This is a genomic window from Noviherbaspirillum massiliense JC206 (genome assembly GCF_000312045.1).
GTDB lineage: Bacteria > Pseudomonadota > Gammaproteobacteria > Burkholderiales > Burkholderiaceae_D > Noviherbaspirillum > Noviherbaspirillum massiliense.
This window is the reverse complement of record NZ_HE978634.1, coordinates 709,888-722,548: the sequence shown is the minus strand read 5'-3', so window position 1 is coordinate 722,548 and position 12,661 is coordinate 709,888. Positions and strand designations below refer to the sequence as shown.

12 protein-coding genes are annotated in these 12,661 nt (G+C 60.9%); 7 read left to right on the top strand and 5 right to left on the bottom strand.

The window, feature by feature from the left end; all coding sequences use genetic code 11:
• Positions 1–11: 11 nt before the first annotated feature.
• Positions 12–1,175 carry an ATP-grasp domain-containing protein gene (locus tag HGHM_RS03640; RefSeq protein ID WP_019140149.1) on the bottom strand — a complete coding sequence of 388 codons (1,164 nt, stop codon included), beginning with the start codon at positions 1,173–1,175 and terminating at the stop codon, positions 12–14.
• Positions 1,176–1,601: 426 nt separating this feature from the next.
• Here HGHM_RS03640 and HGHM_RS03630 point away from each other — a divergent pair, with 426 nt between their 5' ends.
• From HGHM_RS03630 to HGHM_RS03620, 3 genes are all read left to right on the top strand, one after another.
• Positions 1,602–2,204: a BPSL1445 family SYLF domain-containing lipoprotein gene (locus HGHM_RS03630; protein ID WP_019140147.1), complete on the top strand. Its 603-nt coding sequence runs from the start codon at positions 1,602–1,604 to the stop codon at positions 2,202–2,204.
• 149 nt (positions 2,205–2,353) lie between these two features.
• On the top strand, positions 2,354–2,650 hold the full coding sequence (locus HGHM_RS22565) for a YkvA family protein (RefSeq protein ID WP_026075669.1): 297 nt from the start codon (positions 2,354–2,356) through the stop codon (positions 2,648–2,650).
• Between the two features lie 86 nt (positions 2,651–2,736).
• Positions 2,737–3,387, top strand: a complete 651-nt coding sequence (locus HGHM_RS03620; protein ID WP_019140145.1) for a LysE family transporter — start codon at positions 2,737–2,739, stop codon at positions 3,385–3,387.
• Between the two features lie 26 nt (positions 3,388–3,413).
• On the opposite strand, the gene phaP is transcribed toward HGHM_RS03620, so the two are convergent.
• The 3 genes from phaP to HGHM_RS03600 form a co-directional block, all read right to left on the bottom strand.
• Positions 3,414–3,905, bottom strand: coding sequence for a phasin family protein (gene phaP / locus HGHM_RS20545; protein ID WP_019140144.1), 492 nt, complete (start codon positions 3,903–3,905; stop codon positions 3,414–3,416).
• A gap of 126 nt (positions 3,906–4,031) precedes the next feature.
• A complete protein-coding gene (locus tag HGHM_RS20540; RefSeq protein WP_148415335.1) occupies positions 4,032–4,532 on the bottom strand; it encodes a phasin family protein in 501 nt (166 codons plus the stop codon).
• A gap of 281 nt (positions 4,533–4,813) precedes the next feature.
• Entirely contained in the window at positions 4,814–5,755 is a 942-nt protein-coding gene (locus tag HGHM_RS03600) for an extracellular catalytic domain type 1 short-chain-length polyhydroxyalkanoate depolymerase (RefSeq protein WP_019140141.1), read from the bottom strand.
• A gap of 124 nt (positions 5,756–5,879) precedes the next feature.
• Between HGHM_RS03600 and HGHM_RS23030 the strand changes: the two genes are divergently transcribed.
• The 3 genes from HGHM_RS23030 to HGHM_RS03580 all read left to right on the top strand — a co-directional run bounded on the left by HGHM_RS23030 (position 5,880) and on the right by HGHM_RS03580 (position 9,774).
• Positions 5,880–6,359: a hypothetical protein gene (locus HGHM_RS23030; RefSeq protein ID WP_148415333.1), complete on the top strand. Its 480-nt coding sequence runs from the start codon at positions 5,880–5,882 to the stop codon at positions 6,357–6,359.
• A gap of 322 nt (positions 6,360–6,681) precedes the next feature.
• Entirely contained in the window at positions 6,682–8,937 is a 2,256-nt protein-coding gene (locus HGHM_RS22805; RefSeq protein ID WP_081583520.1) for a CHRD domain-containing protein, read from the top strand.
• 153 nt (positions 8,938–9,090) lie between these two features.
• A complete protein-coding gene (locus HGHM_RS03580; RefSeq protein WP_034348376.1) occupies positions 9,091–9,774 on the top strand; it encodes an alpha/beta hydrolase in 684 nt (227 codons plus the stop codon).
• 30 nt (positions 9,775–9,804) lie between these two features.
• Here the strand turns inward: HGHM_RS03580 and HGHM_RS03575 are convergent, their stop codons facing one another.
• Entirely contained in the window at positions 9,805–10,476 is a 672-nt protein-coding gene (locus tag HGHM_RS03575; protein ID WP_019140136.1) for a DUF1345 domain-containing protein, read from the bottom strand.
• Positions 10,477–10,831: 355 nt separating this feature from the next.
• Here HGHM_RS03575 and HGHM_RS03570 point away from each other — a divergent pair, with 355 nt between their 5' ends.
• Complete coding sequence (locus HGHM_RS03570) at positions 10,832–12,658, top strand: ExeA family protein (RefSeq protein WP_019140135.1); 1,827 nt, start codon at positions 10,832–10,834, stop codon at positions 12,656–12,658.
• Positions 12,659–12,661: the final 3 nt, after the last annotated feature.

Sequence of the window (12,661 nt, the reverse complement as noted above, 5' to 3'; positions counted from 1 at the left end):
CACGCACGCGTTCAGGTGGCCTTCCCCGGGGGCGCGGTCCGCAAGTAGGCATTGCCCTTCCTTGCGGACCGGGACCGCGTGCTCAGCCATCCCCCCGTATGCTGCCATAGCAGCAGTGGCGGCGCCCGCAGCAGGTCGGTGAAGGCGAGCAGATCGAACACCATCGCCCGCAGCAGTCGCCCGCGCGCGCCGCGGTCTGTCAGGAGCCGTGGCCAGGATGAGGGGCGCATCAGGGGATGCCGGGTTGAGGCGGTGCCTGCGGTCAGCCGGTGCACGCTGTTGGTAAATGGCGGACGCTCGATGCTTTGCTCGACGAAGTTGAGGCCGCACCATACCGACGCCGCCAGCGAAGCCCAGAAGCGCGGGTTGGATTCCAGCAGATACACTCTTTGCGTTCCCTTTTCGATGCGCGCATCCACATGCATCACCCCGTTGTAGCCGCTCAGGCGGCACAATTCCGCGGCAGCCTCTTCGAGGTAGGCGTTGGGCACGAACCGGACCTCCCTGCCGTACACGCGCTGGATTGCCACCGCCGACAGCCTGCCGCGCACGGCAAGCAGGCTCAGGTCGATGTCGTCTCCCTCGATGTAGCGCTGGGCGATCAGGGGGCCGCAACGGTATTCCGGATTCTCGCGGACGGCTTCTTCGAATTGCGCCTTCCCCCTCACCACTTGCACGCCGATGGAGCCGGACTGGTTGATCGGCTTGATCACGAACGGCAGACCGAGCTCGGAGGCGACGGCGTCGAAGTCGAGATCGAATTTCGATCCGATGTACCGGGTTGCCGGTACCGACAAGCCATTGCGCATGCAGAACTGGTGGAAATGCCACTTGTCGTCGAACATCTGCAGCGTGGGCAGATCGGGGATGGGCGCGATCTTCAGCCAGATCCGGCTGCGCACGCGATTGATGATGCGGATGCCATCGCAATCGGCGGGGATCAGTACCAGGTGCGGCATCTGTTCCGCAAGCCGGTTGATCAGGCTCACGAACTTCTCATCCTCGCTGCCATCCAGGCGAATCGTGACCTGGCGGCGGCACAGTGAAGACCATGCAAGGACTGCTGTCTCCTTCTCGCCGATGAGGATGGATTTTGCGCCGGTAAAGCTGCGAATCGCCTGCAGCACTGCTACCGCCAGATAGCGGGCCTTTCCCACCACGATGTAGTTCACCATGGGCCGCCTCCCCTTCCCGAGATTATTTTCTTGCAATCGTTCTTGTAAAAATTTCTTTGACGCGCTTTATGGCCTGCTCACTTTACTCAGTAAAAACGCAGTGCCGATTGAGCGCTCTCAATAGCGGTGGAGAGCGGCAGCTTGTTTCCCTTGGAAAAGCCGTCAAAGGGCTGGCATGCTTGCTGCATGTTCAACTGTTGTATTTGCATCCCTTCCTTCCGGCATGGATGAGCTATATCAAACAGTGCCCTTGGCTTTCTCCGATACTAGGATGGAGAAATGATGCAAATGCATTGCCCAGCCACATGAAGGCTGTTTGTCGCCGGGCTGTGTAAAGCTTGCATGACAGCGGCATCAAGCAGTCTTGCCTGCAATTGTCCTGGCCGTGGCTGTTCCTGTTCTTCATGCAAGCATCTGGAGGTGATAATGCAAAGACGTGAATTCATGCTCAAGACCGCCGCCTCGCTCGCGGCTACCGGCCTGCTGGCCGCAGGCTGCACCACGACTGCGAGTACCAGCGTGACGGACAAGAAAAGCGGGGAAACCGCGCCGGACAGGCGCCGTCGTGACATCAATTCGGCGGCTGAAACCACGCTGGAGCGCCTCTACACTACCGGACGCGGCTCGCGCGAACTTGTCGACAAGGCAAGCGGCGTGCTGGTCTTTCCGTCGGTGATCGCAGCCGGCCTTGGTGTCGGCGGTGAATATGGTGAAGGCGTGCTGCGCGTGGGCGGCAAGCCCGTGGATTACTACAACCTGATTTCCGCATCCATCGGTCTGCAGATCGGCGCCCAGTCCAAAGCGATCGTCTTTCTCTTCATGTCGCAGGATGCGCTCTCCAAGTTCCGCGAGAGCAAGGGCTGGTCGGTTGGTGCCGATGCCTCCGTTGCGGTGCTGAAGGTGGGCGCAAACGGCAATATCGATGTCACACAGGCAACAGGACCCGTCGTCGCCTTCGTGCTGACCAATGCTGGCCTGATGGCGAACCTGACGCTGGAAGGCACCAAGATTACACGCCTCAACATCTGAGCTTCCTCCGCCTTCGACCGAGGCATCGATGACCATCTCGATGCCGTCTGCTGCACCGACCGCAGGTCCGGGGCACTTTTGCGCCCCGCTGCTGCCTAAGAACATTTGCCGGGATGTGATGCATTCCTGCGAATCGTTCTGGAGGCTACATGTTTCTTCGCTTGACTCGTTTGTTTCGTACCGCTGGCCGGGACATAGTGACACTCTGGTATGCATGCCGGCATCCGGCGACACCGCGTCGCCTGAAGCTGGCCACCATGCTGCTGGGGCTGTACATCCTCAGCCCGGTCGACCTGGTTCCCGACTGGTTCCCCGTCCTCGGATGGATAGACGATGTCACCCTGCTTGCATTCGGCATTCCCGCACTGCTCAGGCTGATGCCGCAGCGTGCGCTGCAGGATGCCCATTCGGCAAGCTTCAGCCTGATTTCCCGGTGGCGGCTCTGATCTGCTGACCGGATCACAGGCACGCCCAGCGTGCATGGCGGCGCGCCACGCTGCATAATGGCGGCTTTGCAACGAAGGGAATACGAATGAGCTTCGCTACCTGGCTCGCCTTCTTCGCCGCCGCCTGCGTCATTGCCATTTCGCCCGGATCAGGTGCCGTGCTGTCGATGTCGCACGGCCTGTCCTACGGTGTCAGAAAAGCCACCGGTACCATACTCGGCCTGCAGGCGGGATTGCTGCTGGTGCTGTTCATCGCCGGCGCCGGCATCGGCTCCATCCTGCTGGCGTCCGAAGTTGCGTTCAATATCGTCAAGACCATAGGCGCGCTGTACCTGGTCTATCTCGGGATCAGCCAGTGGCGCGCCAAAGCGGCGGTCCGCACGGATGCTCCGGCGCATGCGACTGCGCTTGCCGTCGTGCCGTCACTGAAGCGGCGCTTCCTGCACGGCTTCTTCACGAATGCCACCAACCCGAAAGGCATCCTGTTCATGGTGGCGGTCCTGCCGCAGTTCATCACGCAGAATGCGCCCCTGCTGCCGCAGTTGCTCATACTGGCCGTGACCATGTGCAGCATCGACCTCGTCGTCATGCACGGCTATGCGTTCGCCGCATCCTCGATGCAGCGCTATTTCCGCGATGCGCGCGCAGTGAAGCGGCAGAACCGCTTCTTCGGCAGCATCCTGATGGCGGTCGGGGCAGCGCTGTTTTTCGTCAAGCGCGGCGGTGCCAGCACCTGAAGGCTCGCTGCAGCCACCAGGCCTGTTCAGTGCACCTTCGTTCCGCCGTTCCCGGGTTCCGGCGTCTTGAAGACCGAACCCATCACCGTATCCATTGCGGCTTTCTGGCGTTGCACGACTTTCTCGCCTTCTTCGGAAGCGGAGCGCGCAACCTCGTCCGCCATCGCCATCGCAGTGCGGCTGGCTTCCGGCATATGGGTTTCCGCTACTCTTGCCAGGTCGAGCTGCATGGCGGCAGTGATGTTCAGCAGGTGCTGCTGGTAGGCGCGCAGTTTCTCGACACCGGGATGCAGCTGGTTCATGGCAATGGCGGCCGCTTCAAACGGTGACTGGGATTCGAGTATCTGCCGTGTGCTGGATATGGATTCCTGCATCAGGGTCTGCGCAGTCTGGATATTCAGTTCGCCGACCTTTTGTACCGCATCGAGCATGGGCTTCGACCATTCAGCCAGCATGGCAAACTGGGACTGCAGGCAGGCTTGCGCGGAGGGTGGATAGTTCTGGGTGAAAGGTACCATGTAACGCCCCCTTGAAAAGAAACGTGAACCGGCGCATTGCCTCATCGTGGCGATGATGCAAGCGCCTCCCGCCATGGTGCGGCCCCGTGCCGCAAGCCATGGCTTGAATGCCCTGCTTCATGCCACTCAGGTCGCACCCGAACGCGTTGCCTGCGCCTTGCCGTCAGGTGAAGGACGGGCAATCGGATTGGTGAGCTTCTCCATTGCGGCCTTCTGACGCAGGGTAGCCTTTTCGGTTTCTTCAGTCGCCCTCCTGGCGACCTCATCCGCGAACGCGGCCGCAGTGCGACTGGTATTGGGCACGTGCGATTCCGCGGTCTTCGCAAGGTCCACCTGCGTGCGTGCAGCGATGTTCGTCAGATGCTGCTGGTAGGCCCGGATTTTTTCCGCGGTTGGCTGGGCCTGTGCTGCTGCAATGGAAAGCGCTTCGTACGGATCCTTGGCCACCATCACCTGCTGCATGCTGGTAAGCGACTCTTCCATCACGGTCTTTGCAACCTGGATATTGAGCTCGTTAATCTTTTGCGCTGTTTCGAAAATCCGTTGCGACATGTCATTGAGCAGCGAGCATTGTGCTTCCATGTGCGCCTTCATGGCGGGCGTAATCGTTTGAGAAAGGGAAAACATGCATCACCTCTTTGCAGATTCGTTGAAGGAACAACTTACCGGTTTTGAGCAATGGCTCTGCGCGCACTGGATAGAGGCTGGATCTTTTGTCAAGTTCCAGATGATTTGATTTTATTTTTGCGTTGCACCAATGCGACATTTCTGGCGATAGTTTTTACAATCGCCTTTATTTACCGGTAATCCGTTCATTCATCTTGCAATCGAAAATTATTTTCTTTGCCAGAAATGCTGCAATGCATGATACAGGCGGGTGACCTTCTTCCGCGCCCCTCATGCCGTCTTCAGCAGCACTTGCAATACTGGCGGGCAGTCGCAAAGAAGCGCAGCATTTCCTGCGACGCATCCGGTCCCTTGGGATCGACGAAGCTGCCGCCGGCATGGCCGCCGGACCATGCATGGCCGGCGCCATGCACCAGCCACTGTTCTGCGTAGGCCTTGCGCCGCTGATTGCAGCGTATGGTGCGCGTATAAGCATGGCGTCCGAAGTCGGGCGGTTCCGGCAGAACGACTTCCACATAGCCTTCCTGGGCCTGCGCCTCGGGATGATGCACCGGCTGTGCAGCCTGGGCCAGTATCCGGTCCGCATTCGAAGGATGCACGGTCGTGTCGCGGTCACCATGGAAAACGATGGTTGGCAGCATGGTCTCGTGCGGCGATTCGGATGTTTTGAGGTCCGTCCCGTACAGCATCGCATCGTAGGCCGACAGCAGATCATGCGCCGCACCGTAAGGCAGACCGGAATGAATGCCCACTGCCGCATACAGATCGGGATAGGTCATGCCCATGATCGCCGCCATCGCGCCGCCGGCTGACAGGCCTGCCACATAGACGCGCTTCGGATCGACGGGATAGGACGCAATGATGCTCCGGGTGATGCCGGCGATGATGGCCGGCTCTCCCTGGCCGCGCCGCTGGTTTGACGGGGCATACCAGTTCCAGCAGCCGGCACGGTTCGCGCTGCGCGACTGCGAGGGATACACCACCAGGCAGCGCTCGCGCTCGGCGAGCTCGTTCATTCTGGTTGCACTGGCAAAGTCATCCGGCTTCTGATGACAGCCGTGCAGCATCACCACCAGCGGCAGCAGTTCGTCGCGCACCACCTCCGGAACAAACAGCTTGTAGCTGCGGCCGTCAGCGGCATTGCCGAAGCGGCCCCGAATAAAACGGGCCGGAGTGCGGGTGGCAACGAAGGGCTGTTCGTTGTCGGCTTTTACTGTTGGCATGAATATTCCTCCACATGTTTGTCATTGGCCTGAAGCATTGCGTGGCCATCTACCTCATTTGGAAAGCAAGTTTCATGCTGCATTGCGATAGCAATGAAATATTCCGCGGGAATAAGCAAAGGCTATGAAACTGCAGAGCGCTTTCCCCAACTTTAGTCCCGCGAAACTTTGTCATGCGAAACATGGGCGGGAGCAATGGCTGCGACTAATGAATTTGCAGCGAGCGGCACGCCCAAGTGTTGGAAATACTTTTGGACACGATGAGCACCTTCGTCGCCAGTTGCAGTACAACAAACTGCAAACGGCCTCAGGGGAAGGCACAGCACCGATGTTCGCATTAATGAAAAACCATCATTGCAAGAGTGCTTATTCCAAACGCAACACAAGCGCCGCACAACATTTTTCAAGCTCGCCCGTAACAAAAAAATACATCTTGTCAAATACGGTGAAAACCATTGGTATTTTTTGTAATCCAGTCGTACTTCTTACGTGCTGCATCTTGGAACGTATTAGGGCGATGAATGCAGGAGCGAAAGAGAATTTTTTCAGCGCAAGGCGCGTACCCAATTTGATGCAGCAGGTTATCGATAAATGCCTTTTTTGAATAACGCGGTGAAACAGGTTTTCTGCGCGCCTACAAAAAATTACTCTGCATTTGCCCCCGTCAACACTAGCGGCCTCTGGCACGGAGACTGCATTGCGTTTCCGTTCAGAGGTTCGCAATACAGGCGATGCAAATGCTCGTTGAAGAAGCTGAAATCTTCGTATTGCTGCTCGAGCCTGCCGTTGAAGAAGAATGAGGCAATTGCTTGCGCATCAGGACGAAGAGCAACGCGTGACCTTACCCGCGCGTTGTGCATCATTGCAATGCACCTCCGAAACATGAGAAGTCTTGAATTTCTTTACCCTATTTAGGAGGCCACGTCATGAAGTCTTTCAGTTTCAATTTGATACTACGCTGGTTACTGGCGACCATGTCGGTCGTCGTGATCGCGTCCTGCGGTGGCGACGGTGATCGCAGCTTCAACAACGCCAGTACTGGTTCCGGTTCCGGCACCGGGGCGACCGGGACTGGAACGACTGGCACCGTACCTGCGGCCGTTACCCAAGCCCAGAACGAGCTGGTCAATACATATGCAGCTACCCTCACTGGCAGCTCGGCGATCCCGGCGACCACCAGCACTGCACGCGGCACAGGCACCATCGTAGTTGATCCCACAACACGGACTCTCGTGGCCACCCTGACAACCACTGGCCTGACCAGCACCTCTGGCACTGGCACAGCCACTACTGGTACGGGTACGACCGGAACGACCACCGGCACGACTGGTACAGGCACTACCGGTACAGGCACTACCGGTACAGGCACAACTGGGACTGGCACCACCGGAACAGCCACGACTGGCACCGGCACGACCGGAACCGGCACGACTGGTACGGGTACGACCGGAACAACCACCGGCACGACTGGTACTGGCACTACCGGAACAGCCACGACTGGCACCGGCACAACCGGTACGGGCACGACTGGCGCGACGACCGGTACGACTGGTACGGGTACCACCGGAACAGCTACAACTGGCACCGGCACAACTGGCACCGGCACAACTGGTACTGGCACAACTGGTACTGGCACAACTGGTACTGGCACAACTGGTACTGGCACAACTGGTACTGGCACGACCGGCACCGGTACGACTGGTACCGGCACTAGCGGCGCCAGCGGAACCGGCGGAACGGGTGCGACTGGCACTGGCACCACTGGCGGCACCGCCATTCCCGCCACCGCCACCATCAAGACCGGCACTGCGACCAGTTCGGGCACAGTCGTTTTCAATCTGACCGAGACCAGCTCGGGAAGCGGCGTCTGGACAGCAAAGGAAACACTGACCCAGACGCAGTTGGATGATTTCAATACAGCAGTTTCGAGCGGCGGCCTCTTCTTCGTAGTCAACGCCGCAGCTGCACCTAACGCTGAAATCATCCGTGGCCAGATCCTGCCGCAACGAAGCACCGCATCTAGCACAGGTACTACCGGCACTGGCACGACTGGTACGGGCACCACCGGTACAGGCACAACTGGCACCGGCACTACCGGCACTGGCACGACCGGTACAGGCACGACCGGAACCACCACGACTGGCACCGGCACAACCGGCACTGGTACGACTGGCACGACCACTGGCACTGGAACAACCGGCACTGGTACGACTGGCACTGGTACGACTGGCACTGGTACTACTGGCACCGGCACTACCGGAACCGCTACTACTGGCACCGGCACAACCGGCACTGGTACGACAGGCACGACCACTGGTGCTGGAACAACCGGCACGACGGGTACGGGTACGACCACTGGAGCCACCGGCACAGGCACGACGGGCACTACGACTGGCACGACCGGAACCACTGGTACCAGCGGCGCAAGCGGAACCAGCGGTACGGGCGCAACGGGAACCGGTACAACCGGCACTGGCACCACCGGGACCACTGGCACTAGCGGAACGAGCACGACCGGAACCGGCGTCACTGCTGCGGCCTTGTCCAACTCGTCCTTCGTGGCAGCTCTGAGAGGTTCGCAAGAGACTCCGCCCAACTCCAGCACGGCCATTGGTACGGCATCGCTCACCGTCAATCCGACGACCCGTGCCTTTACGGCAGTCATTGTGACTTCGGGCATCACGGGTACGGCAGCCCATCTGCATACGGGCGCCCCGGGCGTTGCAGGTCCGATCACCATTCCGATGACCGAATCCACAGCGGGAAGCGGAATATGGTTGGCAACCGGAACGCTGACCCAGGAGCAGTACACTGCCTTGCAGGCCGGTACTACGTACTTCAACGTGCATAGCACAGCCTTCCCCAACGGCGAAATCCGCGGACAGGCCCTGCCCTTCAATAACGCTGCTGCCGCCACTGCAACAACCGGCACCGGCACGACGGGCACTGGCACGACTGGTACAGGTACAACCGGAACTGGTACGACGGGCACCGGCACCACTGGAACTGGCACGACCGGTACAGGCACCACTGGAACTGGCACGACTGGAACTGGCACGACTGGAACTGGTACGACTGGCACTGGCACGACCGGTACAGGCACAACTGGAACTGGTACGACTGGCACCGGTACGACTGGTACGGGCACGACAGGCACCGGAACCGGCGCGGTCGATCCCTGAGCCGAAAGGCAAAACGGAAAAGCCATGGATGGCTGATCGCGATTTCACCCATGGCTAAAGCAAGCGGGAAAAGTGGTTTCCACTTTTCCCGCGTTTTTTATGGCGGGACTGGTTCTTGCATGAACACGCTGGAAAACCCGCGAGCAATTCACCATGCCTTACGGAGCACGCCTACTTGCCCGCCCGTCAACGGTTACTGCAAGCGCACCAGCCGGCCTGCATCCTTTGCGCACAAGCAGCGAGCGCGACAGTTACCTGTATGTGCCGCCACATTACCGTCCGGAGCGACGCGCGCCCCTTGTACTGCTGCTGCATGGCGCCGGCGGCCATGCGCACCATGGACTGGATCTGCTGCGTCACCTGGCTGACGAGAACGGGCTGATCCTGGTCGCGCCGGCTTCGAATGCACATACCTGGGACATCATCGTCAACAGCAGCTATGGCGTCGATGTCGCGAACATTGACCAGGCACTGCAACAGGCATTCGCTTCCTACGCCATCGACCCTGCGCACGTCGCCATCGCCGGTTTTTCCGACGGCGCGTCGTATGCGCTCTCGCTCGGCCTCGCCAACGGCGACCTGTTCACCCATGTGATCGCGTTTTCACCCGGTTTCGCCGCGCCGGCAGAGGCGCACGGAAAGCCGCGCATCTTCATCTCCCACGGCATTGCCGACAATGTCTTGCCGATCGGCCCGTGCAGCAGGGAGATCGTCCCACGCCTTGCACAATCCGGATACCAGGTCGCGTATCACGAGTTCGACGGCGGGCACGTCATTCCTTCGGAGATCGCGCAGGAAGCCGTCCGCTGGATGCTGGCGGATGAGCGCTCCGCATAAGTTCTGCCGGGAGGAATGGCTGCCCGGTTTTCAGACCAGGCTTGCCGCGATATTCACGGACAGGCCGAGGATGGCGGCATTGAACAGGAAACTCAGGACGGATTGTGCAATCACTGTCTTGCGCATTTCGCGCGACATCACGCTGACATCCGACGTCTGCACCGCCACCGCGATGGTGAAGGAGAAATACAGGAAATCCCAGTAATCCGGATTGCGCTCGTCGTCCGGAAAACGCAGCGCCCGCTGGCCCTCCGGGGACTGGTAGTAAAGGCGCGCATAGTGGAACATGAAGACCAGCCCGAGCAGGCACCAGGAACCGAGGACCGTGGAGCCGGTAAAAAGATAGTGGCCGACGCGTGAGCCGAGCGGCGAGCCTTTCGAGCTCGACAGCTCGAACACGATCGCCACCAGGCTGACGGTCGCGGCGAGCGACAATATCGCCAGCACGGCAACCGCGCCTTCGTTTTCCTGCTCCGCGATCCTGCGCACCATGGCGTGGTCGGCGCGGATCATCAGCCAGCCCATCAGACCGATATAAGACCAGACCGCCACATTCCATCCTGCGAGCGCGCGCGTGATGGGCTGCCAGTCGCCCGGCAGCAGCAGCGCGAGCAGAATGCCCAGGCCCAGCGCGGCCATCAGGCGCGGCCGGTTGCGCGTGAAGCGGCGCACCGGATGGAAGAAAACGCGTTTGATGAACATGATCCTGGAAGGTGTCACGGATTGGGTTCTAGTCAGAGGGGTGCGCCATGCCGCAGGTGCGCTTGCAGTATTGGTACCACAAGCAACCGGCTCCTGAAGCGGGATCCATAACTTTCAAAGGAAAAGAAAGCAGGGTGTGCCATGCGCACCGGAATGGCATGGTGCGCGCGGCGCACCCTACTTCCCCCCGGTATATTGAAATTCGTTCGCGAGTCCGCATCCCTTCCGGCACAGACACGCATCCCCGCCTGGTCCACAACACCCTCTAACATATTTACCTGAACAAAGATTTGCTTTAGCGCAGCCCGCCCCGGCACGGCTGTGCTAGTCTTGCCTGTCAGACATGAATTTGCCCATGTACATCCATTACTTCCAGCTGAAGCAGGCACCGTTTTCGATCGCCCCCGACCCGCGCTATCTGTTCATGAGCCAGCGCCACCGGGAAGCGCTCGCGCACCTGCTGTACGGCGTCGGCAGCAGCGGCGGCGTCGTGCTCCTGACGGGCGAGATCGGCACCGGCAAGACCACGCTGACCCGTTGCCTGCTGGAGCAGATGCCGGCCGATTGCAAGGTAGCCTACATCTTCAATCCCCGGCTGACGGTGCGCGAACTGCTGCAATCGGTGTGCGAGGAATTCGGGATCGGCTTGCCGCAGCAACAGACGGGCGGCATCAAGGAATACATCGATGCCCTCAACCGCTTCCTGCTGGCCGCGCATGCCGAAGGCAGGAACAGCGTGCTGGTGATCGACGAAGCGCAGAACCTGTCGGCCGAGGTGCTGGAACAGCTGCGCCTCCTGACCAACCTGGAAACCAACGAGCGCAAGCTCCTGCAGATCATCCTGGTCGGCCAGCCGGAACTGCGCGCCATGCTCGCGCGGCCGGACCTGGAACAGCTGGCGCAGCGGGTGGTCGCGCGCTACCACCTCGAAGCCCTGTCGGAGCAGGATACCGCGAGCTACATCCAGCACCGGCTGGCCACCGCCGGCCTGACTTCCGCCTCGCCCTTCCAGCAGCCGCAGATGAAGCAGATCCATCAGCTGACGCAGGGCATACCGCGCCGCATCAACCTGCTGTGCGACCGCGCGCTGCTGGGCGCCTTCGCGACCGGCGAGCGCGAAGTCAGCCGCGCCATCATCAGTCAGGCGGCGGCGGAACTGTTCGACCGCGCCCATTCATCCCGCCTGCCGGCAAGGCACCGCTGGCAGTATGCGGCGCTCGGCCTCCTGGCCGGCACGGCCGTGGTTGCGGCAGTGGCTGCGACGGGAAACGCCAACTGGAGGAAGACCATCGATGCCGGGATGGCCGCTTCTGCCGCATTCGCCGGTGATGCATGGTCGTCCATGCGGGCGGCATCCGACCGGCTGCTGGCTGTGCTGACCACGCACGCACCAGCCACCCCGGCTGCTGCACCGGCCGAGTCCGCACCGGTGGCAACAGCAGCAACGGCAAGCGCCGTCGAGCCCACGCCTGCAACAGATGCGGCCGAACCGCAAGCCGCGTCCATGCCTGCAGCGGACCGGCCGGAGCTCGTCAAGACGGTGCAGCTCTCCGACGTGGACGACAGCAGCAGCGACAGCCTGCGCGACCGCAACGAGGCATTTCGCAACCTCGCCCGGTACTGGGACGTATCGCTGCCCGAAGGCCAGCCCTGCCATGATGCGACCGCCACGGGCCTGCATTGCTACCTCAGCAGCGCCGGCTTTGCCGAACTGAGGCTGCTGGACCGGCCGGCCGTACTGTCCCTGCGCGACCGCAGGCAGAACACCTACTATGCGCTCCTGACCGGGTTGAGCGACACCCATGCCACGCTGCGCATCGGTGACACCAGCCAGGAAGTGAGCCTGGTTGCGCTTGCCCGTTATTTCCGCGGCGAGTTCGCGACCTTCTGGCGCGCGCCGGCAGCCTTCCGCGATCTCGTCCCGCCGGAGGACAAGGGCGCGGATGTGGACTGGATTGCGGCGCAACTGGCAAAGCTCAACGGCAGCGCCGCGCCGGAAGGACCGCAGGCCTACGACCTGAAATTGCGCAACCAGGTGCGCGAATTCCAGGTGACGCAAGGGCTGCAGGTGGACGGTCTCGTCGGCCCGGCGACCTTCATGCGCCTGAACCGCGTTGCCGGCGTGGATGAGCCGCGCCTGCGCGGCGCGACGGCGCTCCTCAACACAGCTTCAAGGGAATGAGAC